The sequence below is a fragment of the uncultured Sulfitobacter sp. genome (assembly GCF_947500075.1).
Lineage (GTDB): Bacteria > Pseudomonadota > Alphaproteobacteria > Rhodobacterales > Rhodobacteraceae > Sulfitobacter.
The window spans coordinates 535,944-562,139 of the sequence record NZ_CANMQS010000002.1 but is presented as its reverse complement, the minus strand read 5'-3'; the positions used below and the strand labels follow the sequence as shown (position 1 = coordinate 562,139).

30 protein-coding genes are annotated in these 26,196 nt (G+C 62.6%); 13 read left to right on the top strand and 17 right to left on the bottom strand.

The features are described 5' to 3' along the window. Nucleotides 1-17: 17 nt before the first annotated feature. Genes ureG through Q1A91_RS07665 form a run of 7 tightly spaced genes read right to left on the bottom strand, consistent with a single transcriptional unit; the run spans nt 18 to nt 4,920 of the window. Nucleotides 18-659, bottom strand: coding sequence for an urease accessory protein UreG (gene ureG, locus Q1A91_RS07695; protein WP_299875249.1), 642 nt, complete (start codon nt 657-659; stop codon nt 18-20). Next, nucleotides 656-1,330 (bottom strand): urease accessory protein UreF, encoded by a 675-nt coding sequence (locus Q1A91_RS07690; protein ID WP_299875247.1) that lies wholly within the window; start codon nt 1,328-1,330, stop codon nt 656-658. The genes ureG and Q1A91_RS07690 overlap by 4 nt, the downstream gene beginning before the upstream one ends. Next, on the bottom strand, nt 1,287-1,790 hold the full coding sequence (locus Q1A91_RS07685; protein WP_299875245.1) for an urease accessory protein UreE: 504 nt from the start codon (nt 1,788-1,790) through the stop codon (nt 1,287-1,289). The genes Q1A91_RS07690 and Q1A91_RS07685 overlap by 44 nt, the downstream gene beginning before the upstream one ends. A 12-nt stretch (nt 1,791-1,802) precedes the next feature. Beyond that, complete coding sequence (gene ureC / locus Q1A91_RS07680; protein ID WP_299875242.1) at nt 1,803-3,512, bottom strand: urease subunit alpha; 1,710 nt, start codon at nt 3,510-3,512, stop codon at nt 1,803-1,805. After that, nucleotides 3,512-3,817, bottom strand: a complete 306-nt coding sequence (locus Q1A91_RS07675) for an urease subunit beta (RefSeq protein ID WP_299876153.1) — start codon at nt 3,815-3,817, stop codon at nt 3,512-3,514. Before Q1A91_RS07675 ends, ureC begins: the two co-directional genes overlap by 1 nt. A gap of 57 nt (nt 3,818-3,874) precedes the next feature. After that, nucleotides 3,875-4,177 carry an urease subunit gamma gene (locus Q1A91_RS07670; protein ID WP_299876151.1) on the bottom strand — a complete coding sequence of 101 codons (303 nt, stop codon included), beginning with the start codon at nt 4,175-4,177 and terminating at the stop codon, nt 3,875-3,877. A gap of 5 nt (nt 4,178-4,182) precedes the next feature. After that, nucleotides 4,183-4,920, bottom strand: coding sequence for an urease accessory protein UreD (locus Q1A91_RS07665; RefSeq protein ID WP_299875240.1), 738 nt, complete (start codon nt 4,918-4,920; stop codon nt 4,183-4,185). 245 nt (nt 4,921-5,165) lie between these two features. On the opposite strand from Q1A91_RS07665, the gene Q1A91_RS07660 reads away from it, so the two are divergent. Beyond that, complete coding sequence (locus Q1A91_RS07660; RefSeq protein ID WP_299875237.1) at nt 5,166-6,122, top strand: aldose epimerase family protein; 957 nt, start codon at nt 5,166-5,168, stop codon at nt 6,120-6,122. Nucleotides 6,123-6,243: 121 nt separating this feature from the next. Then, on the top strand, nt 6,244-6,390 hold the full coding sequence (locus tag Q1A91_RS07655) for a hypothetical protein (RefSeq protein WP_299875234.1): 147 nt from the start codon (nt 6,244-6,246) through the stop codon (nt 6,388-6,390). A gap of 56 nt (nt 6,391-6,446) precedes the next feature. Here Q1A91_RS07655 and ndk read toward each other — a convergent pair whose 3' ends face one another. Further along, nucleotides 6,447-6,869, bottom strand: coding sequence for a nucleoside-diphosphate kinase (gene ndk, locus Q1A91_RS07650; protein WP_299875232.1), 423 nt, complete (start codon nt 6,867-6,869; stop codon nt 6,447-6,449). Nucleotides 6,870-6,997: 128 nt separating this feature from the next. Beyond that, nucleotides 6,998-7,462 carry a cupin domain-containing protein gene (locus tag Q1A91_RS07645; RefSeq protein WP_299875229.1) on the bottom strand — a complete coding sequence of 155 codons (465 nt, stop codon included), beginning with the start codon at nt 7,460-7,462 and terminating at the stop codon, nt 6,998-7,000. Between the two features lie 116 nt (nt 7,463-7,578). Between Q1A91_RS07645 and Q1A91_RS07640 the strand changes: the two genes are divergently transcribed. The 3 genes from Q1A91_RS07640 to Q1A91_RS07630 all read left to right on the top strand — a co-directional run bounded on the left by Q1A91_RS07640 (nt 7,579) and on the right by Q1A91_RS07630 (nt 10,824). After that, the gene (locus Q1A91_RS07640; protein WP_299875227.1) at nt 7,579-9,438 is read left to right on the top strand and encodes an ABC-F family ATP-binding cassette domain-containing protein; all 1,860 of its coding nucleotides are present in this window, start codon (nt 7,579-7,581) and stop codon (nt 9,436-9,438) included. A 115-nt stretch (nt 9,439-9,553) separates the two neighbouring features. Beyond that, entirely contained in the window at nt 9,554-10,186 is a 633-nt protein-coding gene (locus Q1A91_RS07635) for a MarC family protein (RefSeq protein WP_299875224.1), read from the top strand. Between the two features lie 53 nt (nt 10,187-10,239). Further along, the gene (locus Q1A91_RS07630) at nt 10,240-10,824 is read left to right on the top strand and encodes a TIGR02281 family clan AA aspartic protease (protein WP_299875221.1); all 585 of its coding nucleotides are present in this window, start codon (nt 10,240-10,242) and stop codon (nt 10,822-10,824) included. A gap of 159 nt (nt 10,825-10,983) precedes the next feature. Here the strand turns inward: Q1A91_RS07630 and Q1A91_RS07625 are convergent, their stop codons facing one another. From Q1A91_RS07625 to Q1A91_RS07615, 3 genes are all read right to left on the bottom strand, one after another. After that, nucleotides 10,984-11,817: a class I SAM-dependent methyltransferase gene (locus tag Q1A91_RS07625; RefSeq protein ID WP_299875218.1), complete on the bottom strand. Its 834-nt coding sequence runs from the start codon at nt 11,815-11,817 to the stop codon at nt 10,984-10,986. A gap of 110 nt (nt 11,818-11,927) precedes the next feature. Next, nucleotides 11,928-12,386 carry a DNA polymerase III subunit chi gene (locus tag Q1A91_RS07620; RefSeq protein WP_299875215.1) on the bottom strand — a complete coding sequence of 153 codons (459 nt, stop codon included), beginning with the start codon at nt 12,384-12,386 and terminating at the stop codon, nt 11,928-11,930. A 7-nt stretch (nt 12,387-12,393) separates the two neighbouring features. Next, nucleotides 12,394-13,857: a leucyl aminopeptidase gene (locus Q1A91_RS07615; protein WP_299875212.1), complete on the bottom strand. Its 1,464-nt coding sequence runs from the start codon at nt 13,855-13,857 to the stop codon at nt 12,394-12,396. A gap of 133 nt (nt 13,858-13,990) precedes the next feature. Between Q1A91_RS07615 and lptF the strand changes: the two genes are divergently transcribed. The 7 genes from lptF to Q1A91_RS07580 are packed head-to-tail and all read left to right on the top strand — an operon-like array spanning nt 13,991 to nt 22,028. Continuing rightward, nucleotides 13,991-15,133, top strand: a complete 1,143-nt coding sequence (gene lptF / locus Q1A91_RS07610) for an LPS export ABC transporter permease LptF (RefSeq protein ID WP_299875209.1) — start codon at nt 13,991-13,993, stop codon at nt 15,131-15,133. Next, nucleotides 15,130-16,227, top strand: coding sequence for an LPS export ABC transporter permease LptG (lptG, locus tag Q1A91_RS07605; protein ID WP_299875206.1), 1,098 nt, complete (start codon nt 15,130-15,132; stop codon nt 16,225-16,227). Before lptF ends, lptG begins: the two co-directional genes overlap by 4 nt. Beyond that, complete coding sequence (locus Q1A91_RS07600; RefSeq protein ID WP_299875203.1) at nt 16,228-18,396, top strand: LPS assembly protein LptD; 2,169 nt, start codon at nt 16,228-16,230, stop codon at nt 18,394-18,396. Next, complete coding sequence (locus Q1A91_RS07595; protein WP_299875200.1) at nt 18,387-19,637, top strand: peptidylprolyl isomerase; 1,251 nt, start codon at nt 18,387-18,389, stop codon at nt 19,635-19,637. Before Q1A91_RS07600 ends, Q1A91_RS07595 begins: the two co-directional genes overlap by 10 nt. Continuing rightward, on the top strand, nt 19,634-20,608 hold the full coding sequence (pdxA, locus tag Q1A91_RS07590) for a 4-hydroxythreonine-4-phosphate dehydrogenase PdxA (protein WP_299875197.1): 975 nt from the start codon (nt 19,634-19,636) through the stop codon (nt 20,606-20,608). Before Q1A91_RS07595 ends, pdxA begins: the two co-directional genes overlap by 4 nt. Further along, the gene (gene rsmA / locus Q1A91_RS07585; RefSeq protein ID WP_299875194.1) at nt 20,605-21,447 is read left to right on the top strand and encodes a 16S rRNA (adenine(1518)-N(6)/adenine(1519)-N(6))-dimethyltransferase RsmA; all 843 of its coding nucleotides are present in this window, start codon (nt 20,605-20,607) and stop codon (nt 21,445-21,447) included. The genes pdxA and rsmA overlap by 4 nt, the downstream gene beginning before the upstream one ends. Further along, a complete protein-coding gene (locus Q1A91_RS07580; protein ID WP_299875191.1) occupies nt 21,444-22,028 on the top strand; it encodes a hypothetical protein in 585 nt (194 codons plus the stop codon). The genes rsmA and Q1A91_RS07580 overlap by 4 nt, the downstream gene beginning before the upstream one ends. A gap of 11 nt (nt 22,029-22,039) precedes the next feature. Here Q1A91_RS07580 and Q1A91_RS07575 read toward each other — a convergent pair whose 3' ends face one another. The 4 genes from Q1A91_RS07575 to prfA all read right to left on the bottom strand — a co-directional run bounded on the left by Q1A91_RS07575 (nt 22,040) and on the right by prfA (nt 25,368). Beyond that, on the bottom strand, nt 22,040-22,543 hold the full coding sequence (locus Q1A91_RS07575; protein ID WP_299875188.1) for an ATP-binding protein: 504 nt from the start codon (nt 22,541-22,543) through the stop codon (nt 22,040-22,042). Nucleotides 22,544-22,661: 118 nt separating this feature from the next. Beyond that, a complete protein-coding gene (locus tag Q1A91_RS07570) occupies nt 22,662-23,249 on the bottom strand; it encodes a DUF4167 domain-containing protein (RefSeq protein ID WP_299875185.1) in 588 nt (195 codons plus the stop codon). 224 nt (nt 23,250-23,473) lie between these two features. Beyond that, the gene (gene prmC / locus Q1A91_RS07565; RefSeq protein ID WP_299875182.1) at nt 23,474-24,316 is read right to left on the bottom strand and encodes a peptide chain release factor N(5)-glutamine methyltransferase; all 843 of its coding nucleotides are present in this window, start codon (nt 24,314-24,316) and stop codon (nt 23,474-23,476) included. Then, nucleotides 24,313-25,368 carry a peptide chain release factor 1 gene (gene prfA, locus Q1A91_RS07560; RefSeq protein WP_299875179.1) on the bottom strand — a complete coding sequence of 352 codons (1,056 nt, stop codon included), beginning with the start codon at nt 25,366-25,368 and terminating at the stop codon, nt 24,313-24,315. Before prfA ends, prmC begins: the two co-directional genes overlap by 4 nt. A 64-nt stretch (nt 25,369-25,432) precedes the next feature. Between prfA and Q1A91_RS07555 the strand changes: the two genes are divergently transcribed. Next, complete coding sequence (locus Q1A91_RS07555; protein WP_299875176.1) at nt 25,433-25,708, top strand: hypothetical protein; 276 nt, start codon at nt 25,433-25,435, stop codon at nt 25,706-25,708. On the opposite strand, the gene Q1A91_RS07550 is transcribed toward Q1A91_RS07555, so the two are convergent. Next, nucleotides 25,696-26,163 carry a DUF1499 domain-containing protein gene (locus Q1A91_RS07550; RefSeq protein WP_299875173.1) on the bottom strand — a complete coding sequence of 156 codons (468 nt, stop codon included), beginning with the start codon at nt 26,161-26,163 and terminating at the stop codon, nt 25,696-25,698. The genes Q1A91_RS07555 and Q1A91_RS07550 overlap by 13 nt on opposite strands. Between the last annotated feature and the right edge of the window lie 33 nt (nt 26,164-26,196).

Below are 26,196 nucleotides of genomic sequence, written 5' to 3'. Positions count from 1 at the left end.
CGGTTACGTGGCAATGCTCATTCCGCTACCGTTTCAGATTGAGGTATCGATATACCGCCAATTGCCATGATATTCGCCAGTACCGCGTCGATCCCTTCTCCGTGCCGCAAGGCGCAGAACACAAAGGGTCCCGCCCCGCGCATGCGTTTTGCATCCCGTTCCATCACCTCAAGGGACGCGCCAACATGGGGTGCCAGATCGGTTTTGTTGATCACCAGCACGTCTGATTTGGTGATCGCAGGCCCGCCTTTGCGGGGGATTTCCTCGCCCGCGGCCACGTCGATCACATAGATCGTCAGATCCGCCAGTTCCGGGCTGAAGGTGGCAGAGAGGTTGTCCCCACCGCTTTCGATCAGAACAACGTCCAGATCCGCGTGCCGCGCCTGCATCTGCGCCACGGCTGCGAGGTTGATGGAGGCATCCTCGCGAATGGCCGTATGAGGGCAACCGCCTGTTTCTACGCCGATAATGCGGTCCTGCGGCAGCACCTGCATGCGCATCAACGCTTCCGCGTCTTCCTGCGTATAGATGTCATTGGTGATCACCCCGATGGAGAGGCGCGGATGCAGCGCGCGGGCGATGGCGGCGGTCAGGGTGGTTTTGCCCGCGCCAACTGGCCCGCCGATGCCGATGCGCAAAGGTCCGTTCATCTGTGTCATGTGCGAAAAATCCTGTGTTCGAGTGTTTCGTGCCGCATCGCTGCGATGTCTGCGCCAAAGCAGGAGCCGCCCAGATCATCCAGTGTCGCGCCTTGTGACCTTCGCGTGATGCTTTCACAAAGGCCGCCAAGCCGTTGTAAAACAACTTGTCCTTCCGTTTGACCAAGGGGCACCAACCGAACAGCCCCTGACACCAGCGCAGAGGCAAACGCCTGCACATACAACGTCACCGTCAGATCCAGCGGCAGCCCCCGCCGTGCCGCCGCATAGCCAACCGCGACGGGCAGCGACTGCGCGGGAACGACATCGGCCCAGATGTCTTGCGTGGTGCGCGCAAAGGCTGTTCCCTGTGCAGTGGTTTCCAGCACCCGCTCCGCACTGGCGGCATAGGCCAGTGCTGCCGCATCAACTGCGCCCAGCGCCTCCGGGCCGTCGCAGGCAAAACCGGCGCGCAGCAAGATCGCGTCACAGCGCCCCGCCCCATGGGCCAACACATCACGCAGCCAATCTTCCAGCGCCGCCGCACTGTCCAGCCAACCGTCCTGCACCGCCGTCTCCAGCCCGTGGGAATAGGCGAAGCTGCCCAGCGGATAGCTGGGTGAAAACCACTGCGTCAGCGTCAGGATGTCAGTGGCTGTGGTCATGGGCAGCGTGGCTGTGGGTGTGATCATGGGCGGTATGTCCGTGATCATGGCTATGGGTGCGGCCGTGGCCGTAAGCGCCGCCTTCGGGCGTGAAGGCGCGGTGCACCGGCGTGACCTGCGCCCCAAGATGTTCCAGCATGTGACCAATCACCGGGTCACGCTGGATCAGCAGATGGTCCGGCTCGATCTGGCAGGGCGTGTGGCGGTTGCCGATGTGCCAGGCAAGCTGGACAAGGTTCTCCCCTTCGATCCGCAACAGATCTTCCTCCGCCGCGATGATCTCAATCAGCCGCCCGTCCTCCAGCACAAAGGCGTCCCTGTCATTCAGGGATGTGGTCTGGGGCAGATCAACCAGCAGTGTCTCCCCCTGCACGGTGGAGACGACCTTGCGCCGCAGAAACCGTTCGTCATAGGTCAGCACGCAGACCTCGAAGGCCCCGCTCCAGCGGCCTGCGGGTTTGATCGCTTGGGTCAGATAATCAGGCATCCGTCGCCCTCCTCAAAACATGAAATAGCGCTGCGCCATGGGCAGCACATCCGCAGGCTGGCAGGTCAGCAATTCGCCGTCCGCACGCACCTCATAGGTTTCGGGATCGACCTCCATCACCGGGGTCGCGTCATTGAGGATCAGATCCGCCTTGCCGATGGTGCGGGTGTTGGAGACAGCGATGGTCGCTTTCTCCAGCCCCAGCCGGTCCGGCACGCCATCCGCCTGTGCGGCGGCAGAGACGAAGCTGACCGAGGATTGCGTCAGCGACCGACCAAAGCTGCCAAACATGGGCCGGGTGTAGACAGGCTGCGGCGTCGGGATGGAGGCATTGGGATCGCCCATCTGCGCCACCACGATCGTGCCCCCCATCAGCACCATTTCGGGCTTCACCCCAAAGAAGGCAGGCGACCAGAGCGCCAGATCAGCACGCTTGCCCACTTCGACAGAGCCGACAGCATGGCTGACCCCCTGCGCAATGGCCGGGTTGATGGTGTATTTGGCCACGTAGCGGCGCACGCGCAGATTGTCGTTCTCGCCTGCCTCATCCGCCAGACGCCCGCGCTGTTTCTTCATCTTGTCGGCGGTCTGCCAGGTGCGGATCAACACCTCCCCCACACGGCCCATCGCCTGACTGTCGGATGCAATGATCGAAAAAGCGCCCATGTCGTGCAGGATGTCTTCAGCGGCGATGGTTTCGCGCCGGATGCGGCTTTCGGCAAAGGCGATATCTTCGGGGATAGATTTATCCAGATGATGACAAACCATAAGCATATCAAGGTGTTCTTCGACGGTGTTCACTGTGAATGGTCTGGTCGGATTGGTCGAGGACGGCAGCACATTGGCATCCCCACAGATCTTGATGATGTCCGGTGCATGGCCGCCGCCTGCGCCTTCGGTATGGAAGGCATGGATCGTGCGGCCTTTCATGGCGGCCACCGTATGTTCGACAAAGCCGCTTTCATTGAGCGTATCGGTGTGGATCATCACCTGCACGTCCATGTCATCCGCCACGCTCAGGCAGCAGTCGATGGCGGCAGGCGTGGTGCCCCAATCCTCGTGCAGCTTCAGCGCCGAGGCTCCTGCCCGCACCATCTCAACCAGCGCTTCGGGCTGGCTGGCGTTGCCCTTGCCGGACAGACCGATGTTCATGGGGATCCCGTCAAAGGCCTGCAACATCCGCCCGATGTGCCAGGGCCCCGGTGTGCAGGTGGTGGCAAGTGTGCCGTGTGCGGGCCCTGTACCACCGCCGAAACAGGTGGTGACGCCGGAGTGCAGGCTGTCCTCCATCTGCTGCGGGCAGATAAAGTGGATATGGCTGTCCACCCCGCCCGCGGTCAGGATACGCCCCTCGCCCGCGATGATCTCCGTGCCCGGCCCGATGATGATGTCGACGCCGCTTTGCGTGTCCGGGTTGCCCGCCTTGCCGATGGCCTTGATCAACCCGTCCTTCAGCGCCACGTCGGCCTTGTAGATGCCCGTATGGTCCACGATCAGCGCGTTGGTGATCACCGTATCCACCGCCCCCCCGGCCCGCGTGACCTGAGACTGCCCCATCCCGTCGCGGATCACCTTGCCGCCGCCGAATTTCACTTCCTCACCGTAAGTGGTCAGATCGCGTTCGACTTCGATGATGAGGTCCGTATCCGCAAGGCGCAGCCTGTCGCCTGTGGTGGGGCCGTACATGGCGGCGTATTGGGGGCGGGGGATTGAAACAGCCATCAGAGGTCTCCCATCACAGCACTGTTGAACCCAAACACCCGCCGCGCGCCGCCATAGGGCACCAGTTGCACCTCCCGCCGCTGGCCGGGTTCAAACCGCACGGCGGTGCCTGCGGCAATGTCCAACCGCAGGCCCCGCGCGGCCTGCCGGTCAAAATCCAGCGCCGGGTTGCTTTCGGCAAAGTGGTAATGGCTGCCCACCTGCACTGGACGGTCGCCCGTGTTGGCCACCATCAGCGTCACAGCCTCAACGCCCGCGTTCAATTCTATCTCGCCCGCCGCCGGGAACATCTCTCCGGGTATCATCACGACGCCCCTCCTCTTTTTGGCCTTAAATATCCATGCACAACATCACCCCCCGGATCACCGGATCGGGTTGTGCACTGTCACCAGCTTCGTGCCATCGGGAAACGTCGCCTCGACCTGCACTTCGTGGATCATCTCCGCGATGCCCTCCATACACTGGTCGCGCGTCACCACCTGACCGCCCGCTTCCATCATGTCCGCCACGGAGCGTCCGTCGCGCGCGCCTTCAACCACCACATCGGTGATCAGGGCAATCGCCTCGGGGTGGTTCAACTTCACTCCCCGCGCCAGCCGCTTGCGCGCGACCTCGGCCGCCATGGCGATCAGCAGTTTGTCTTTCTCTCTCGGCGTCAGTTGCATGGTGTTCAAAGTCTCCAGGACAGGGGCAGTTTGCCCGCGTTCAGATGTAGCAAGAGCGGGATGAGGGACCGCCGCAATGTGAAACTGTCATCGGCCAGCAGGCGGATCACCAGCAGGTCCGGCGCCAGCAGGCTGGCGCCGCCCGTCGCGGGCAACAGCGCGCGCGCAGCAGCGAGATGGGCGTCGGCCTGCCGGCTGGCCAGCACCACGGTGGCCAGCGCCCCTGCACCATCCGCAATCGCGGGCCGCGCCAGATGCGCATGCAGATCACCGTCAAGGCGAATCCCATCGGTATAAAGCGGCGCGCCATCGCGGGTCATACGCACATGGTCGCGCAGGTGGACCGCGCGGATGACCTCCCCCATCGCGACCCGGCCAAAGACCAATGGCTCGACCATCAGCACTTCGGCCGCACCCGCCAGATCAATCCGCAGATGGCGGTGCAGGGCCGCGTGATCAAACAGGATTGTCTCCTGCGGCATCCAGTTGAGCCGCGCGCCATCTGCCACGGTCAAGGTCGTGCCGATCCGCCCGACGTCGCCGGGGGGCGCGCGATAGATGCGTTCGGCGGCCTGCGTGGTCAGGGTCAGTTCGGCCTGTCTGTCGACTTCAGCCTGAAGCACCAGACGGTCGCCGCCCGTCACACCGCCTGCGGTGTTCACGATCACCGCTTCGGCATCCGGGCGGTGGACGGTGGGAAAGATCAGCTTCAGCGCGCCTGCCTGCCGCAGCTGCCGGATCACGCTGCGCCCTTGGGGGTCCGCGCCCACGCAGACGCGGCCCTCTCCGCGGGTGCGCGGCGGGGCCAGTGGCGCGGTCTTGAGCAGCGTGGTGATGACCCTCTCCTTCGGCAGTCTGATCGCAGGTAACGCTAACAGGGTTTGGGGTGGTGCAAAGACTTTGGGGCGATTTGAACGCGCTTTCTTGCGCAACTGCACAAGGTTTAAGCATCTTGCAAAATCACCCCCCGCACGGCACATGTTTTCAGATGTCAGACGCCCCTCCGATCCACCTTCAGAACGGCCACTTGCAAGTCACGCTGCGCCAACGCGGGGCGGCGCTTGTCGGGGTGCGCCTTGCGGGGCATGGGCAGAATCTGGTGCTGGGTTTTGCCGATCCATCAGATCACGACCGCATCCCCATCTATGCAGGCGCCCTTGTCGGCCCCATCGCAAACCGTCTGGAAAAGGGGCAGCTCACCATTGACGGCACCCGCTACCAGATGGCGCTGAACGAGAAGGGTGTCACCACGCTTCACTCCGGCCCTGACGGCCTGCATGCGCAGGACTGGCAGGTGGGCGCGCAGGATGCGACTTCAGTGGTTCTGACCTGCGCCCTGCCCGACGGCCACGGCGGCCTGCCCGGCAACCGCCAGATCGCCGCGCGCTACGCGCTGGATCAGCGCACCCTGACGGTTGAGATCACCGCAACCACAGATGCCACCACCCCGATGAACATCGCCGCACATCCCTATTGGTGCCTGGATGGCAAAGGCGCTGTCCGCACCCACAGGCTCCATCTTCATACCCGGCAGTACCTGCCGACCGGAGAGGACAACCTCCCGCTTGGCGCAGCGCAGGATGCCGCAGGCACGCTCTTTGATTTCACCACCCCGCGTGCCGTGCCCCATGACCCGGCCCTTGATGTGAATTACTGCCTGCCAGCGGGCACCGCCGTGCAACCCGCCGCCACCCTGACCGGCGCGACGGGCGTGCGGCTTGACCTGTCCACCAATGCGCCGGGCCTACAGGTCTATAACGGTGCACATCTGCCGGATCTGCCCAAAGCACTAACGGATCAGCGTGACCTGCGGACCTTCGGAGCCATCGCGCTGGAGCCGCAGCACTGGCCCAACGCGCCGCACACTCCCGGCTCCCCCTCAATCCTGCTGGAACCCGGTCAAACCTACCACCAGATCAGCCGCTACCACATCACCCGGACCTGAGCGCCGCAAAAACGGCATGACATCGCCCCGTTTTCCTCCGGATTTCGGCATGTTCTGGACAGGTTTGCCTTCCATCCTCTGTGCGCCGGACCCTCCGGACTGTCAAAGAGAGGAGCCCCTTATGGCCCATCAGGACACACCGCCCCCTGCGCCGCAGAAAAGCGATGCGCAGACGCCGACACCACGGCCTGCAGAAGCAGCGCGTGACCCGGACGCCGGGAAAAAGCCCGAAGACACGCCCGTCATTACCGACTACGCGAGCCTGTAAAAACGCAAAAGGGCCGCCCGGAAGGCGACCCTTTTCCATTTCTGACTGGTGGTGGCTTAGCCGACCAGTTCCAGACCCGAGAAGAAATAGGCAATCTCTTCTTTCGCAGTCTCCGGCGCGTCGGAGCCGTGCACAGAGTTCTCCCCCACGCTTTCCGCAAATTCCGCCCGGATCGTGCCCGCTTCGGCATCTGCGGGGTTCGTCGCACCCATCACTTCGCGGTTCTTGGCAATCGCACCTTCACCTTCCAGCACCTGCGCCACGATGGGGGCGGAGGCCATGAACTCACACAGTTCGTCGTAGAACGGACGTTCCGCATGCACCTTGTAGAACTCACCCGCCTGCGCCTTGGTCAGGTGGATGCGCTTGGAAGCAACAACGCGCAGACCCGCGTCTTCGAATTTCTTGACGATGGCACCGGTCAGGTTGCGCTTGGTGGCATCGGGTTTGATGATGGAGAATGTACGCTCAAGGGCCATGTGGCTTGCTCCTTTGGGGATTGAATTTGGCGCTCCCTAACATGGGTCTGACCCCTTGAAAACCCGCGATTGACCCGGCCTGCGCATCCGGTCCCGGAATGTGATCTGGCCCCGTGTTTTCGCAGCTTTCAGGTTTTGCCGCTGACCGGCGTGCCGTCCCCCCTTGTAAACCTGCGTCCCTCTGCGCGGCGGTGCAGGATCAGATCATGGTCCGGGTAATGCACCACATCTTCGGCAAGCCGTGTGCCGACAACCAGCATCACCGCTTCCCGGTCTGAGCGGTTCTCCAGACAATGGGCGGTCGCCTGCCCGGCTTTCCACCCCGCTGCGTCTCCCGCAGTCAACAGCGTCTCTGCCGCCTCGATCAGAACCAGCTCTCCCGAAACCAGATAGATGAATTCATCCTCCCCCTCATGCCAATGCCGGTGCGAGGTGCGCGACCCCGGCGGGATGCGCTCCAGATGGACGCCGAACTGGGACAATCCCACCTGATCCCCCAATGCAATTTCGCTGTAGGGACCATCGTTCTGCCCAGATACCGGGTGCGGCTGCCCCATATGATCCGCCCATCGGCTCGTGTCGATCTTTGGCATGGTGCAGAACCTTCCCTTCAGCGCGCAGTGACCGCCCCATCAGACACGATTTTCGCGGTGGCTCAAAGCGCAGAACGGAGATTGACCCTGCCCCGCCCTTAGTCCACACCCCGCCCATGTTACGCATCTCCGAAATCAACTATTCCGTCGAAGGCCGCCCGCTGTTCGAGGAAGCCTCCGCCGTGATCCCCAATGGCCACAAAGTGGGCCTCGTGGGCCGCAATGGTGCCGGCAAAACCACGCTCTTCCGCATCATCCGGGGGGAGCTGGGGTTGGACGCAGGTGCCATCTCCCTGCCCAGCCGCGCCAAGATCGGCGGTGTCGCGCAGGAAGTGCCGTCTTCTGCCACATCCCTCATCGACACCGTGCTGCAAGCAGACACCGAACGCGCCGCCCTGATGGCAGAGGCGGAAACCGCCACAGACGCAGGCCGCATTTCCGACATCCAGTCGCGGCTGGCAGACATCGACGCATGGTCCGCCGAAGGCCGCGCCGCTTCCATCCTCAAAGGTCTGGGCTTTGACGCGGCCGAACAGCAGATGCCCTGCTCCGACTTCTCCGGCGGCTGGCGGATGCGTGTGGCGCTTGCCGGCGTCCTTTTTGCGCAACCCGACCTGCTGCTGCTGGACGAGCCGACAAACTACCTCGACCTCGAAGGCTCCATCTGGCTGGAACAATACCTCGCCAAATACCCGCATACGGTGATCATCATCAGCCACGACCGAGGGCTGCTGAACCGCGCGGTCAACGGCATCCTGCATCTGGATGAACGCAAACTCACTTTCTACCAGGGCCCCTACGACCAATTCGCCCGCCAGCGTGCCGAACAACGCGCGGTGCAGGCGGCGATGGCCAAGAAACAACAGGCCCGCCGCGACCACATGCAGGCCTTTGTGGACCGCTTCAAAGCCAAGGCCTCCAAAGCCAAGCAAGCCCAGTCGCGCCTGAAGATGATCGAAAAGATGGACATGATCGCCTCCCCCGAACAGGCGGCCAAACGTGTGTTCACCTTCCCCGAACCCGAGGAACTCTCCCCCCCGATCATCTCGATCGAAGGCGGTGCGGTGGGCTACACCGACGACACCCCCGTGCTCTCCCGCCTCAACCTGCGCATTGATCAGGACGACCGCATCGCGCTTCTGGGCAAGAACGGCCAGGGCAAATCGACGCTCTCCAAACTCCTGTCGGACCGTCTGGTGCTGATGGGCGGCAAAGCCATCCGCGCCAACAAACTGCGCATTGGCTTCTTCGCCCAGCACCAGGTCGATGAGTTGCACATCAACGAGACCCCGTTGCAACACATGATCTCCGCCCGCCCCGGTGTGCTGCATTCCAAACTGCGCGCACAGCTGGCGGGTTTCGGCCTCGGCCCCGATCAGGCGGAAACCGAAGTGGGCAGGCTCTCCGGTGGCCAGAAAGCGCGCCTCTCGCTGCTGCTGGCCACCCTCGACGCCCCGCACCTGCTGATCCTGGATGAGCCGACAAACCACCTTGATATTGAATCCCGTGAAGCGCTGGTCGAAGCGCTCACCCAATACTCCGGCGCGGTGATCCTCGTCAGCCACGACATGCACCTTCTCAGCATGGTCGCCGATCGCCTCTGGCTGGTCTCCGACGGCACCGTCAAACCCTATGACGATGATCTGGAATCCTACCGCAAAATGCTGCTGCAACCCACAAGACCGGTCAGCAAAACCCAAAAACCCAAGGAAACCCCCAAACCCAAACGCGCCAATCGCGAAGACATCCTCGCCCTGCGCGCGGAAGTCCGCAAAGCCGAAGCGCGGCTGGAAAAAATCAACGAGATGCGCGACAAACTGGCCAAAAAACTCGCCGACCCTGCCCTCTATGAGGACGGCAAAGTGGGTGAACTCGAAGTCTGGAACAAGAAATACGCCGAAGTCATGACAGCCCTTGAGCGCGCCGAAACCCTCTGGATACAGGCGTCTGAAAAACTCGAAAGGGCCTCCGCCTGACCCCCCTCTTTTCTCCCTAAATATCCCGGGGAGTCAGCTCTGCTGACGGGGCAGAGCCCCAAAAACCAATAAAATCGCGTGGGCGCAGCCCTCCTTCAGGTCACGGAACGCCGATATGATTTTCGACACCGCTTTCATCATCACCGCCCTCGTCACAATGCTTGTGGTGATCGACCCCATTGGCATCGCGCCGCTGTTTCTGGCGCTGACCCGCGGCATGACCCCCGCTCAACGCCGCCGTGTCGCCCTGCGCGCCACGGCGACCGCCGGTTTCGTCCTCGCCCTTTTTGCCTTCTTCGGCGAAGCACTGCTGGGGTTCGTCGGCATTTCCATGCCCGCCTTCCGCATCGCAGGCGGCATCCTGCTGTTCCTCACGGCCCTCGACATGCTGTTTGAACGCCGCACCAAACGCCGCGAAGACAAGACCGAAGACGAAGAGACAGAAGACCCTTCCGTCTTCCCCCTCGCCATCCCGCTGATCGCAGGTCCGGGGGCCATTGCATCCGTCATCCTGCTGATGGGTGAAAAACCCGGCGCCGAAGGCATGATCACCGTGCTGGGCATCACCGCGCTGACGCTGATCCTGATGACATTGGTCCTGATGGCCAGTTCCGTACTGGACCGGGTCATCGGCAAAACCGGGATTGACGTGATCACCCGCATCCTCGGCATGTTGCTGGCCGCTTTGTCCGTGCAATTCGTCCTCGACGGTCTGGCCGCCTTCGGCTTTGGCCCCGGCGCGGGCTAGCCGTCACGCGGCTTGCTCCCTATATCAAAGGCTGACGCGATCACGAGGATGCCATGGATAACATCGAAACAGACCGCCTGATCTATCTGATTGTCCTGCTGGTCATGGTTGCGGGCTGGTTCTTTGTGCAGTCGCGCGGCGACGGGTTGAACAAGACCCTGCAATACGCCGCCGTCTGGGCGATGATCTTTGTCGGCGGCGCCGCTGCCGTGGGCCTGTGGCAGGACATCAGCAGGCAAGCAGGCAGCCCGCAGATGGTGATCGCCGACGGCGACCAGATCGTCGTGCCCCGCGCGCGTGACGGGCATTACTACCTGACCCTGCAAATCAACGACGCGCCGATCCGCTTCGTGGTGGACACAGGGGCCACAGACATGGTCCTGACCCAGGCCGACGCCACCCGCGTGGGCCTTGATCTGGACAGCCTCAACTACCTCGGCCGCGCCAATACCGCGAACGGCGAAGTCCGCACCGCCTTTGTGCGCCTCGATCAGGTGGTGCTGGGCGGCGTGGTCGACCAGAACGTCGCCGCCGTGGTGAACGAAGGGCAGATGGAGCAATCCCTGCTCGGCATGGGATACCTGCAACGCTGGGGCCGTATCGAGATCGCAGGCGGAGAGTTGGTGCTGACCCGGTAGCGGCAATCCTGCTCCGACATGCCAAGCCGATAGAAATGGGATGCGGCGATGATCGCGATGAGCCCACATTGACCGATGCTGCGTGCTGCACGTATGTCCGTTATTCTAGCCTTCAATGTCGATCCCACCGGTTTCATCACAACGCTATAGCCCAAAGTTCTAGGCGTCTTTAATCGCGATCATTTCGATCGGTGAAATGCGCCCTGCAGCCAAATTTGCTACCATATTTGGGATTTTTTCTGCGGTGGTCTGCTGCATGAGTACATGTAAACCCAAAGGGGGTGGTCCTCCAGCGGCTTCGGATGCGGCCTTCATTTTCTTGAAGAAATCCATTGCAAAGTCGTGACGATTGTTTTCCACATCGACGACGAACCCATTGGCTTCGAGTGCCATTCGATAGTCTTTGGGCTCTGCAACCCAGCTAGTTTCAGGTGTTGTTGCCCAAGGAACAGGGTAGATTAACTCCTCGTCGTTACCCTTCATGATATCGTAGATACCAAACTTTGCGCCCGATTTCAGAACACGGGACACCTCAGAAGTCAGACCATGCTTGTCTTTGATGTTCATACCGACGTGCATCATGAATGCGCCGTCAAAACTCGCATCCTCAAAAGGAAGCGAAAGTGCACTACCTTGCTGGAGTGTTATGCTATCCGACAAGCCGACCCATTCGCAAAGTCGCTGCCCGACATCAACGTATTCAGATGTCAGATCAATCCCAGTAATCTTTGCCCCGTAAGTCTTCGCAGTGAAACGCGCCGAACCTCCCAAACCGCAGCCGATATCGAGTACGGTTTGGGACGGCGATATCCTAAGCTGATCCAGGAAATGGATGCTCGCTGCCCGCCCACCAATGTGAAATTCGTCTACCGGACCAAGATCCTCAACACTGGCGTTTTCAGGTTTAATACCCTGTTTTTTGAGGCCTGCCTCAATCGCGGTTAGTAGGTTTCCGTGGTGATAGTGAGTGGAAATTTTCTTATCGTTGTTCATGACAACCAACTTTTTCCAATTTGTGATTTACGACCCTACCACCTTTTACCAAATCACCTAAGCTGCCATTGGCGCAGCCGCAGCGAAATGGCGCTTCGTCCGCCCCGCCCTCACGTCTCCGCCTTCTTCTCCCAGCGCCCGCTTTCCTCAGACCAATACTGCGCCGAGGCACCTGCGTCCTTCAGCGCCTTCCACTGCCCCCGTGCACGGTTCAGCGCGACCTCATCATTGCCGTCGAACAGCACGCACACCCGGTCGAGGGCGGCAATCTCAGCCGCTGTGACCTCAGCACCCTCCACCGACATCACGCAATGAGGCGCATTCGCGGCCTCCATCTCATCCGTCAGCAGCACCGGCTGGTCCGCATCCTGCGGCCCGCCCGCCAGCCCATGGGGCAAAAACCCATCGTCCGGGCCCAGCCACAACGCCTGATCAAGCGCCTCAAGTGCGGCCCGGTCCGTGCCACGCACCGCGACGCGCCAGCCGTTGTCCAGCGACTTGCCCAGAAGCATCATCAGCGTCTCCGCCAAAGGCCTGCGGGTCAGGTGGTAGAAATAGGCAGCACCCATAACGGGATCATCCCTCGTATCTGTTGGCCACCAGCCGGTTGAGCGCCGCAACGCCCCAACCGGTTGCCCCTTTGGGCGCCAGCGGCGTTTCGGATTTCAGCGATGCCACCCCGGCGATGTCCAGATGGATCCAGGGCGTGCCGTCTTTCACGAACCGTTGCAGGAACTGCGCCGCCGTGATCGACCCTGCGGGCCGACCGCCGACGTTCTTCATATCCGCGACCCGGCTTTTGAGCATATCGTCATAGGCTTTGCCCAGCGGCATCCGCCACGCGCCTTCGTCCTCGGCCTTGGCGGCGTCCAGAAAGGCTGTGCAGAAATCGTCGTCATTGGAGAAAACGCCGGCGTTTTCATGGCCCAGTCCGATGATGATCGCCCCCGTCAACGTGGCCAGATCAATCATGCCCGCTGGTTTGAACCGCTCTTGGGCGTACCACATCACATCACACAGCACCAAACGGCCCTCGGCATCGGTGTTGATCACCTCCACCGTGTCGCCCTTCATGGAAGCGACAACGTCGCCCGGACGGGTGGCATTGCCCGACGGCATGTTCTCCACCAGCCCGACCAGACCCACCACATTGGCCTTGGCCTTGCGCAGGGCCAGCGCGCGCATCACGCCGGACACAACACCGGCGCCGCCCATGTCCATGGTCATGTCTTCCATGCCAGCCGCCGGTTTCAGGCTGATGCCGCCGGTGTCAAACACCACGCCTTTGCCCACCAGCGCCAGCGGGGCTGCCCCTTCGGTGCCGCCTTCCCAGCGCATGACCACGACCTTTGATGGGCTGTCCGACCCCTGCCCCACGGACAGCAGCGTGCGCATGCCAAGCTTTGCCAGTTCGTCCTCTTCCAGCACCTCAACCTTCAGGCCAAGCGCGGACATCTCCGCCAGTTGATCGGCAAAGGCGGTGGTGGTCAGCACATTTGCAGGCGCGTTGACCAGATCGCGGGTCATGAAGGTGCCTTCGGCCACCGCCAGAAGCGGGGCTGCGGCGGCTTCTGCATCGCTCGGGGAGGATGTCATGACGGTGATCTGACCACCTGCCGGTGTGCCACCGGTCTTGTGATCCTCAAAGGCATAGTCGCGCAGCGCGGCACCATAGGCCACCTGCGCCGCAGTGGCGGCATCATCGGCAAAGATCACCACGTCGGCTTTGCCCCGGCCTTTGCCAATCGTGCCGCCGGCCTTGCGCTGTTCCACCACGCTGCCCGGTGCCACGAATATTTCAACCGCCTCCGCCGCCATGGCACCGGGATAGGTCAGGGTCATGCCGTCGCCGGGTTTGAGCTTTTTGAACCCGTCCCCCGCCATCATCCGCGCCACGGCACCGCCGGTCAGCCTGTCCACGGCTGCCGCCGCACCTGTCAGGTCTGCGTCGGGGGATACAAAGACTGCGATCCGGCCGGTGTGGGTGGCGATTGCGTCAAGGTCAGTCTGTGTAAAGGAGATCGGTGTAAGCTCGGTCATGGGGGCCTCTGAGTGATTTCGCAACATACCTAGCGCGCGACCGGGGCAGAGACCAGATAGCAGTTTCCGCCCCGCTGTTTTTCAGCTAACCTGCCGGGAAACGACGCCGTCAGAGCATTCGAGAGAGGTCGCAGTGACCAGATTTGACCGCTACATGCTGTCACAGCTGTTCGTGCTGTTTGGCTTCTTTGCGCTTGTGCTGGTGGCGCTCTTCTGGATCAACCGGGCCGTGGTGCTGTTTGACCGGCTGATCGGCAACGGCCAATCCGCGCTTGTTTTCCTTGAATTCAGCTCTCTCAGCCTGCCGAAACTGGTGGTCACCGTGCTGCCCATCGCGACCTTCGCGGGGGCGGTCTATGTCACCAACCGGATGAGCGGCGAATCTGAATTGACGGTGCTGCAATCCACTGGTGCAGGCCCCTGGCGGCTGGTGCGCCCGGTGCTGGTCTACGGCATCTCCGTCGCCCTGATGATGAGCGTGCTGACCCATTTTCTGGTGCCCATGGCGCAAGGCCAGTTGACCCAGCGGGAAACGGAGATCGCCCAGAATGTCACCAACGGGCTGCTGACCGAAGGCACCTTTCTGCATCCGGCGGATAACGTGACCTTCTACACCCGCCAGATCGACGAAGACGGTGTGCTGCGCGATGTCTTCCTGTCCGACCGCCGCAACCCGGATGAAGGGGTGATCTATACCGCCGCCGAAGCCTATCTGGTGCGCAATGAGGCGAATACGGCAACAGGCACCACGCTGATCATGGTGGATGGGCTGGCACAGCGGCTCGACAATACGGAGCGGCGTCTGGCCACGGCACAGTTTCGGGACTTTTCTTTTGATATCTCCACGCTGGTCAGCCGGGATCAGGATGGCTTCCAGTCAATCCGCACGATGATCACACCTGAGCTGTTTGAGGATTGGGACACCCTCGGCGCGCGCACCGGCAATATTCGCAACGGCATTGCAGAGGAATTCCATCAACGCTTCACCCAGCCCTTGTTCTGCGTCGTCGCCGCCCTTCTGGGGTTTGCGACACTTCTGGTGGGGGGGTATTCCCGCTTTGGCGTCTGGCGTGAAGCGGCCATCGCCTTTGGTCTGCTGGTGGTCATTGACGGGTTCCGCGGGGTGGCTGTGGATCTGGTGCGCAATGATGCGTCGAACTGGCCGCTGATGTATGTGCCGTCGCTTTTCGGGCTGGTACTCGGATCTGCGATGCTGACCCATGCGGCCTATCCCGGTTGGCTGGCCCGCGCGCGCAGACGGCGGGCCGCCCCATGATCCTGCATCTGTATTTCGCGCGCCGGTTCATCACCTCGGTCCTGCTGATCACCACGGTGATCTTTGCGCTGATCATGCTGGTCGATCTGGTCGAACAGACCCGCAAATTCGGGGAGTATGACATCGGCTGGCAGCGGATCATGGGGCTGACGCTGCTCAACGTGCCGCAGACCATCAACCAGATCCTGCCGCTGATCATGATCCTGGCGACGGTGGCGCTGTTTGTCTCTCTGGCGCGCTCATCCGAATTGGTTGTGACCCGCGCCTCCGGCCGGTCAGCGCTGAAGATCCTGATGGCACCGGGCGCTGTGGCGCTGCTGATCGGGCTGATTGCGGTCAGCGCGCTGAACCCCATCGCCGCGGCAACAGGCGCGCGCTACATCCAGCTGTCGGACCGTATCCTCAGCAACGGCGGTGCGGCCCTGTCGATCAGCGACGAAGGGCTGTGGCTGCGGCAGGGCACGCCCGAGGGCCAAACCGTGATCCGCGCCTGGCGCTCCAACACGGATGCCTCCGTGCTCTATGACGTGACCTTTCTGACCTATGACAACGCCAACGGCCCCATTCAGCGGATCGAGGCGCAATCGGCGGCGCTGGAAGACGGCACATGGTCCCTGCGGCTGGCCAAGAAATGGCCACTGGGTCAGGGGGTGAACGCCGAAGGCAATGCGACCTTCCATGAAACACTGACCATCCCGTCGTCGCTGACGCTTGATCGTATCCGCAGCAGCATTGGCGACGCGGGCACCGTGGCGATTTATGATTTGCCGGAATACATCGCGCAACTGGAACAGGCCGGCTTTTCGGCACGCAAACACAAAGTGGGGCTACAGGCGGAAATTGCCCGGCCGCTGTTCCTTGTCGCGATGGTTCTTGTTGCGAGCGCCTTCACCATGCGGCATACCAGATTTGGTGGTACAGGGGTTGCTGTACTGGCATCGGTGCTATTGGGATTTGGTTTGTACTTCATTCGCAGCTTTGCGCAGATCTTGGGGGAGAACGGGCAGATCCCCATTCTGCTGTCGGCATGGGCACCGCCCGTGGCCGCTGTCCTGCTGGCGCTTGGCCTGCTGTTGCATGTGGAGGACGGCTGAGTGAAACGCCTGCTCTCCTCGCTGTCTCTGATCGCCTTGCTGGCTGTGCCTCAGCACGCCACAACGCAGACAACACCGGCTGACACGGAACAACCGCAAGCCGCGGTGCTGGTGGCCGATCAGGTGTTCATCACCCGTGACAAGACATTGGTGGCGCAAGGGAATGTGGAAGCGTTTCAGGGCAATACACGCCTGCAAGCCCGGGCCATCCGATACAACCAATCCACCGGCGCGCTTGAGATCGAAGGCCCGATCACCCTGTCCGAAGGGTCAGAAACGATCCTGCTGGCCAATGCGGCCCAGCTTGACCCGGACCTGCAAAACGGACTGCTGACCGGCGCGCGGCTGATCCTCAGCCAGCAGGTGCAGCTTGCCGCCCATCAGATCAACCGGGTCGAGGGACGCTACAGCCAGTTGTACAAAACCGCCGTGACCTCCTGCCAGGTCTGCGAAAACGGCGAAGCGCCGCTCTGGCAGATCCGGGCGCGGCGTGTGGTGCACGATCAGGAGGAACAGCAGCTCTATTTCGACGACGCGCAATTCCGCATCCGCAACGTGCCGGTGTTCTACATCCCGCGCCTGCGCCTGCCTGATCCGACCCTCGACCGGGCCACCGGGTTCCTTGCCCCCACGATCCGCTCCACCTCGAAACTGGGGATCGGGATCAAGGTGCCGTATTTCATCAAACTGGGCGATCACCGTGATCTGACACTGACGCCCTATCTGTCGCCCAACACCCGCACGCTTGAATTCCGCTACCGGCAGGCGGTGCGCAACGGGCGCATGGAATTCGAAGGCGCGATCACCCGCGACGACGAATTGCCCGGCGAGGTGCGCGGATACCTCTTTGGCGACGGCCAGTTCGACCTGCAACGGGACTACAAGCTGACCTTCAACGTCGAACTGACCACCGACCGCGCCTATCTGACGGAATACGGATACTCCTCCAGCGACCGGTTGAGCAGCGAGCTGACCGTCAGCCGTGCCCGCCGGGATGAGTTTGTGCGCGGCTCCGTTTTCAACTTCGAGACCCTGCGCGATGGCGAAGTGAACGCGACACAGCCGACCTTTGTGCTGGACGGTCTTTATGAACGCCGCTTTTTCCCCAAGGCATTCGGCGGCGAGCTGCGCTTTGGGTTGCAGGCGCATGGGCACCGCAGGTCGTCGGATCTGGACACGGATGGCCCGGATGCGGATCTGATTGTTGATGGCCGCGATGTGGCGCGGATCAACGGGCGGGTGGACTGGATCCACCGTGCGGTCCTGCGCGGCGGGCTGGTGGCGGACACACAGGTGGGTGCAAGCTTCAACTTCTTCGACATCACGCAGGATTCCACCTTCGCCCAGAACCACAGCGACATCACCACCCAGGCCGCCCTCGCCCTGCGCTATCCGATGATGCGCCGGGCCGCAGGCGGTGCGGTGGATGTGCTGGAACCGGTGGTGCAACTGGGCTGGGTCGATGGCACCCGTCTGGTGATCCCGAATGAGGAAAGCACGCGGGTGGAGTTTGATCAGGGCAACCTTTTGTCCCTGTCCCGCTTCCCGCGCCCTGACCGGCGCGAGCGGGGTACGACGGCGGCGGTGGGCCTGACCTGGACCCGCGTCGATCCTGCGGGCTGGGACGCCCATGTGGCCGTCGGGCAGGTCTTTCGCCGCGACAGCGACCCTGCGTTCACGACCTCATCGGGTCTGGATGGCATCGAATCGGATTATCTACTGGCCGGACAGATCAAAATGCCCGAAGGCCTGTCCCTCACCGGGCGCGGCCTGTTTGACGATCGGTTTGAATTTGCCAAGGCGGAACTGCGCGGTGACTGGACCTTCAACCGGGGACGGCTGGGCGGCAGCTATGTTTGGCTGGACGAAGACGCGGCAGAAGACCGCACCCAGGCCGTGTCAGAGATCACGCTTGATGGCAGCTACAAGATCAACGCCTCTTGGACCGCCAATGCCGATTGGCGCTTCGACGTGGCCGATGACCGCGCCGCCACAGCGGGACTTGGCCTGACCTACTTTAACGAATGCGTGTCGGTGGACCTCTCGGTCCGGCGGCGCTATTCCTCCTCAACAAGTGTTGAGCCCTCAACTGATTTCGGATTTAACGTCGGGCTCAGGGGCTTTGCGGCCAACAGCGGAACAGAAAGATACGAGCGCTCATGTCGATAATGATCCAAAAAACCGCCACACGCATGCTGCGCGGGCTCACGCTCGCCGGCGTATTGGGTATCTCCATCGCCGCCACGGCCACGCAAAGCGCCGCGCAAAACCTCTTTGCCCCTGTTGTGCGCATCAATGACGCGGTGATCAGCGAATTCGAGGTGCAGCAGCGCCAGCGTTTTCTGCAACTGCTCAACGCGCCCGGCGCCGACCGGGAAAGCGTGATTGAAGCGCTGATTGATGACCGTCTGCGCGAACAGGCCACATCCGACGTCGGGATCCAACTGTCCCCTGAAGGTGTGAACGAAGGATTGGCGGAATTCGCGTCAAGGGCGAACCTCAGCACCGACGAATTCATCAAAGCGCTCAAGCAAAGTGGTGTTGACCGGGAGACCTTCCGCGATTTCGTGACCACGACACTTGAATGGCGGCAGTTGATCCGGGGCAGATACCTGAACCGGGTAACCGTTTCCGATGCCGAAATTGACCGCGCCCTTGGTGCATCCTCGTCCGGGTCCGGCATCCGTGTCCTGCTGTCAGAGATCATCATCCCCGCCCCCCCACAGAACGCTGCCCGCGTTGCAACACTGGCGGATCAGATCTCCCAAACCACGTCGACGGCTGAGTTTTCCAGCTTCGCGCGCCGCTATTCGGCCACGGCGTCCCGCGGGGCCGGCGGGCGGCTGCCCTGGCGTCCGCTGGGGGATCTGCCCGCGTCCCTGCACCCGCTGATCCTTGATCTGGCGATCAACGAAGTGACCGCTCCGATTCCGATCCCCAATGCCGTGGCGCTGTTCCAGCTGCGCGGCATCGAAGAAACCGGCGCCCCCGCGCAGGAGTATTCGGAGATCGAATATGCCGCCTATTACATCGTCGGTGGCCGCTCGGAAGAGGGGCTGACCCGCGCAGCACAGGTCCGCGCCCGTGTTGACGTCTGCAATGACCTCTATGCCATCGCCAAGGACCAGCCGCCCGAAGTGCTGGAACGCACAACTGCCAAACCCGGCGAGATCCCCCGCGACATCGCGATTGAGCTCAGCAAGCTGGACCCCGGTGAGGTTTCGACCGCGCTGACCCGCTCCGACGGACAGACGCTGGTGTTCCTGATGATGTGCAAGCGTACCGCGACGGCCAACATCGATGCGACCCGAGAATCCGTGGTCTCCCGTCTGCGTCAGCAAAAGCTGCAAGGCTATTCCGATCAGCTGATCCAGCAGCTGCGCGCCGACGCCCGCATCATCCGGCAATGACCCAAAGCCCCCCGCCGGTTGCGATCTCCTGCGGAGAGCCTGCCGGTATCGGCCCGGAAGTCGCAGCCCGCGCATGGGCTGCCCTGAAGGATGATGTTGCGATGGTCTGGCTGGGCGATCCACGTCATTTGCCCGGTGACGTGCCGCATGTGACAATTGACGATCCGTCCGAAGCCGCCGCACATTGCGCGACCGCCCTGCCCGTGCTGGCGCAGGACTTTGGCAGCCCCGCCACGCCCGGCACGCCGCAGGCCGGACATGCCCGGCATGTCATCGACATGATCGCGCGCGGGGTCGCGCTGGTGCGGGCCGGACAGGCCAGCGCGCTGTGCACAGCCCCCATTCACAAAAAGGCGCTCAAGGACGGTGCCGATTTCGCCTATCCCGGCCATACCGAATACCTTGCTGCCCTTGCGGGCGTCGATGACGTGGTGATGATGCTTGCCTCCGACGCGCTGCGGGTTGTGCCTGCGACCATCCACATCGCGCTTGAGGAGGTGCCAGAACAGCTCACCCCGGCCCGCCTGCGCCGCACGATAGAAATCACCGCCGCAGGCCTGCGCGACCAGTTTGGCATCGCCGCACCGCGTCTTGCCATTGCGGGCCTCAATCCCCACGCAGGCGAAGGGGGGGCGATGGGCCGTCAGGAAGTCGACTGGATCAATGGTCTGGTGTCGGACATGCAGGCCGAAGGCCATGCGCTGACCGGCCCGCTGCCCGCTGACACGATGTTCCACGCTGCGGCCCGCGCGCGATACGATGCGGCAGTTTGCATGTACCACGATCAGGCCCTGATCCCGATCAAGACGCTGGACTTCGACCGGGGTGTGAACGTCACGCTCGGCCTGCCGTTCATCCGCACCTCCCCCGACCACGGCACGGCTTTCGACATCGCGGGCACAGGCATCGCCAGCCCCGCCAGCATGATCGAAGCGATCCGCATGGCCCACCGCATGGCGGGTGCGCGATGAGCGCCATCGACACCCTGCCGCCCCTGCGCGACGTGATCGCGACCCATGGGCTGTCTGCCCGCAAATCACTTGGCCAGAACTTCCTGCTGGACCTGAACCTCACCGCTAAAATCGCCCGGCAGGCGGGGGATCTGAGCGCGTCGGATGTGCTCGAAATTGGCCCCGGCCCCGGTGGCCTGACCCGCGGATTGCTGGCCGAAGGTGCGCGCAAGGTGCTGTCGATTGAGAAAGACCGCCGCTGCCTGCCCGCACTGGCCGAGATCGAAGCCGCCTACCCCGGCCGTTTGCAGATCATCGAAGGCGACGCGCTGGAAGTCGATCCGCTGGCCCATCTCACGCCGCCCATCCGGGTGGCGGCCAACCTGCCCTACAACATCGGCACCGAATTGCTGGTGCGCTGGCTGACACCGCCCGCATGGCCCCCCTTCTGGGAAAGCCTGACGCTGATGTTCCAGCGCGAAGTGGCCGAACGGATCGTAGCGGCACCGGGGTCCAAAACCTATGGACGGCTTGCGATCCTTGCCCAATGGCGCGCGGACGCGCGCATTGTCATGTCGCTGCCGCCCGAAGCCTTCACGCCACCGCCGAAAATCTCTTCCGCTGTGGTACATCTGACCGCGCTGCCCCAGCCCCGGTTCGAGGCGGACGCCGCCGTGCTGAGCCGCGTGGTGGCTGCCGCCTTCAACCAACGCCGCAAGATGCTGCGCGCCGCACTGAAAGGCGTGGCTCCGGATATCGAGGATCGCCTGATCTCCGCAGGCCTGAAACCCACAGACCGCGCCGAACAGATCCCCCTTGAAGGGTTCTGCGCCCTTGCCCGTGCAGTGGCCGCCCCATGATCCGCCTGCTTGCGCTCCTGTCACTGCTGGCTCTTACTGCCTGCGCCTCCGCCCCGCCATCGCCCGGCACGGCGCCTCAGATCACCGCGCTTGCGCGCGAAATCCAATCCCTGTCCCCGCATGTCGACCCCGCCGAAGCAGAGCGCGCCGCCCGTATCGCCTATTCTGAGACATATCGCCTTGCACGGGCCTATCAGATCACCGATCCGCCGCTCATTCACAACGCCAAGGTCAACGCAGGCACCAAGCCGCGCGGGCTGTGTTATCACTGGGCGGAGGATATGGAACGTCGGCTGAACGCCGAAGGCTTCACCACGCTCGATCTCACCCGCGCCATCGCCAATTCCGAAACGCGGTTCCTGATCGAACATTCCACTGCTGTGATCACTGCCAAGGGCGCTGCGATGGAAGCCGGGATTGTCCTTGATCCCTGGCGCGACGGCGGGCGGCTGTTCTGGTCACGGGTCGCCACCGACAAACGCTATGACTGGTTGCCCCGCCTCGACGTCCTGCGGGCGCGGGGCCAGATCAGCTACGCGCAGCGCCCCGAAGGGTCTCTGGCCGCGCCGCCGTCAGACTAAAGCAGCAACCCTCAAGGCTCTGCCGTATGACGGTGCATGACCAGATTGAACCCCTCGTCCTCTGAGGGTGCCACGAAATGCGCGGAGACCGCCCGGAACTGCTCCTCCGTCGCGGCAAACGGGTGATCACCTTGGGCGTTGCGGGCGCGCAGCCGCGCGATGCAGACCGCATCGGGGACATCCAGCACATGCAGTTTGTGATCGGCCGTTGTCTGATCCAGAATGCCCCGCATCCAGTCGCGCGATGACACCGTGTTGGCCTGAAAATCCAGCACAACCGACAGCCCTGCGTCGAGCAGGGACACGACATGGGGGGCGATCACCTTGCGCAGTTTCGCCATGCACCGGGCGTAATCCGTGACCGAAAACATCTCATCGCCATAGAGGGCCTTGAGCCACGCATCCTCCGCAATCACAATCGTGTCTGGCGCGCTGGCAAGGTGCGCGGTCAGCGTGGATTTGCCCGAAGCAATCTTTCCGCACAGCAGATGCAACACCGGTGCCGGATTGCGCATGAGATCATCCCCCTATCGACGGACAGAACATCATCAGAAATGTGCCCTGCGCCCCGCGTGGATTTCAAAACCGGACAGACGCCCTGTCGGCACGCAGGCGCGCAGCGAGCGTTGTGGATTACTCCGCCGCTTCGGGCTGGTCTCCACCGTCGGTGGTCTGATCCCCTGCGGTGGGCTGCTCGCCCTCCGGCTTGGGCTTGGGTTTGCGGCGGGGCTGGCGTTTGGGTTTCGGCTTGTTCTCCGGCGTTTCCACCAGACCGCTCTCCTCCGCCTCATCCGAGGGGGCTTCCTTTGCCTCAACAGGGGCATCGCCCTGCTGTGGTTTGTTGCCGCCACGGTTGCTCTGGCCGCCCTGATTGTTGCTTTCGCGTTCCTGACGCTCCGCTCGTTCGCGATCCCGCTCTGCCTGACGTTCGCGGTTCTGGCGCTCCTGCTCCTCGCGGCGGGCATCAATCTCCCGCTGCGCTTCGGCAAGCAACCGCGTGTAATGCTCCGCGTGCTGCTGGAAATTCTCCATCGCAACGCGGTCATTGCTCAATTGTGCATCGCGGGCCAGCTGATTGTATTTCTCAATCACCTGTTGTGGCGTGCCGCGCACCTTACCCTCCGGACCGGAGCTGTCAAAGACGCGGTTGACGACATTGCCGCCCTGATTCTGACGGTTGCGGTTATTCTTCGACCGGGACCGTGATCTGGTAGACTTCATGGAACGTGATCAGCCTTGTATGCTGTTGAGTTAAACGCGCCGGGCTGGCGAGCAGCCGCCTCTTGTCACCCGGATATCGCAATATGTTGGGCATAACGCCGCGCGGGACCGTCAGAGACATCCACCGCTGCAACGCCTTTGAATAAGCACGCCAATGCGGGCGGAGCAAGATAAAAACGTGCCGTAATCCTCAAAATGCGGCAAATTCGCATTATTTCGCCCATTCAGGCCGGCCATTCGGCGCAGACAACCCTCGGTTTGCCGCCCAGATCGTGGCACAGGCTCACCCCGCCCCAGCCGGCTTGTGTGAAAATCTTCTGCACCGCAGCGCCCTGCTGCCAGCCGATTTCAACCAGCACACGACCCGTTGCGGTCAGATACCCCTGCGCCTCCCGTGCGATCACGCGGTAGACGCTCAACCCGTCGCCCTCATCGGTCAGCGCCATGCGCGGCTCATGATCGCGCAGTTCAGGTGCAACGCTGTGCATCTCGGACGCGGCCAGATAGGGCGGATTGGCGACGATCAGGTCAAACCGCCCCTCCACGGTCTCAAACCAGTCTGACTGCCGCACCTCGGCCCGGTCCGCCACGCCATAGCGCACCGCATTGGCGCTGGCCTGCAAACAGGCCGCCTCGCTCAGATCAATGCCCAGGCCGGTCGCATCGGGGCTTTCGGCCAGCAAGGTCACCAGAATGCAGCCCGATCCGGTGCCCAGATCCAGCACCCGCTCAAACGGCTGCGCCAGGGCGCGCTCAATCAACGTTTCCGTCTCTGGCCGGGGGTCGAGCACATCGCGGCTGATGGCAAAGTCCCGGCCATAAAAGGCGCGCACACCGACCAATTGGCTGACCGGCACCCGCACGGCGCGCAACGCCACCAGATTGTCAAAGCGTTCGGCAATCTCCGGCGCGATTTCCTCTGGCGCGATCAAGGTCACCCGTGCCGCATCCACAGATGCCGCATGGGCCAGCAACACCCGCGCGTCGCGCGCCGGGTCCGGCACGCCAGCAGCCCTGAGCCGCGCGGCAGCAGCGGCCATCGCCTGTGCTGCCGTGGGCGCGCTCACGCGTTCATCTCCGCCAGCGCCTGCGCCTGTGCATCCGCCGTCAGCGCATCGACAATCTCATCCAGATCGCCCTGCATCACCGCATCCAGCTTGTAGAGCGTCAGGTTGATCCGGTGATCCGTCATCCGCCCCTGCGGGAAGTTATAGGTCCTGATCCGCTCCGACCGATCGCCGGAGCCGACCTGCGACGCCCGATCGGCAGAGCGTTCATCATCCATCCGCGCCCGCTCCGCGTCGTAGAGCCGTGCGCGCAGCACCTGCATGGCAATTTCCCGGTTCCGGTGCTGGGATTTTTCGGAACTGGTGACCACCAGCCCAGTGGGCAGATGGGTGATGCGCACTGCGGAATCGGTGGTGTTGACGTGCTGTCCGCCCGCGCCAGAGGACCGCATGGTGTCGATGCGCAGATCGTTGGGGTTGATGTCGATATCCACGTCCTCCGCCTCCGGCAGCACCGCCACCGTGGCCGCCGAGGTGTGAATGCGCCCGCCACTTTCCGTGGTCGGCACCCGCTGCACGCGGTGCACGCCGCTTTCGAACTTCAGACGGGCAAACACGTTCTCCCCGGTGATATGCGCGACCACTTCCTTCACGCCGCCCAGTTCGGTCAACTGGTTCTCGATCAGCTCGAATTTCCAGCGCTTCGCTTCGGCATAGCGCTGATACATCCGCAGCAGATCGGCGGCGAACAACGCGGCTTCATCGCCGCCTGTGCCGGGGCGGATTTCCAGCATTGCAGGTTTTGCGTCTGCGGCGTCCTTGGGCAGCAGGGACAATTGCAACGCCGCCTCCGCCTCCGGCAGGGCCGCTTTCAACTGCGGCATTTCCTCACGCGCCAGTTCCGCCATCTCAGGATCGTCCAGCATCGCTTCAGCCTCTGCCAAATCGCGGCGCAACTGACGGTAGCTTTCGATCTGTTCAACAACCGGACGCAAGTCCGCGTATTCCTTGGCAATTCCGGCAAAATCCGCACCGTCGCCGCCCGACGCCATAGAGGCTTCGAGAAACTGAAAGCGTTGCAATATCTGCTCTAGTCGGTCTGTGGGGATCATGGATGATCGTGTCGCTGATGCAAAGGCTTTGGTCAAGAGGCGCTTCGTGGTATATATTCGACCCATGAAACGCTTTTTGATCCTTGCGCTTTTGATCGCCCCGCCCGCCACCGCCGATGTCATGGGACCCGGCGGCAAGACGATTGATTGTTACTGCACCGACAAGAACCACAACCGGATCGAGCTGGGAGAGACGATCTGCCTGCAAGTCGATGGACGGATGTTCATGGCGCAGTGCCAGATGTCGCTGAACGTGCCGATGTGGCGCGAAGTGCAGGAAGGATGCCTGAGCAGCCAGTGGGCGCCCTTGACATCGGACGACACTTCTCAGTCCGGCTGAGCGGCCTCTGCCGTCAGCCCCACACGTTTCACCCAATCGCGCACGCGCGCCTTGTTGACCCCCAGATCAGCCTTGCCATACCGCAGGCGCGCAAAGATTTGCAGCGTTGATTTGCCCGTCGCCGGGATCTGCGTCAGCGTCACCGTGGTGACATCCGGAAACCCCATCACCTTGGTGCGGGTCACATAGGTGATCTTCCCCTCTGCCGGGCTGCCTGCCAGCACCCGCGTGCGCGGCGTGGCAAGGGCGGTATCGTGGACCTGCTGAAGCACAGCCTCACCGCTGCCGTCCAGAACATATTGCCCGACAAAACGGTCCTTGCCCGGATATTCCCCCGGTCCCATGACGGGCAGTTTGGGATTGTGCCACTTTTGCGCATCCATCGGCGACAACCGGACATGGGCGGCAAAGGCGGCCGCACCAACCAGCACGACAAAAATCAATGTTCCCAGCATACCCAACCTCATCCTTTTACAACAATCTGCCCC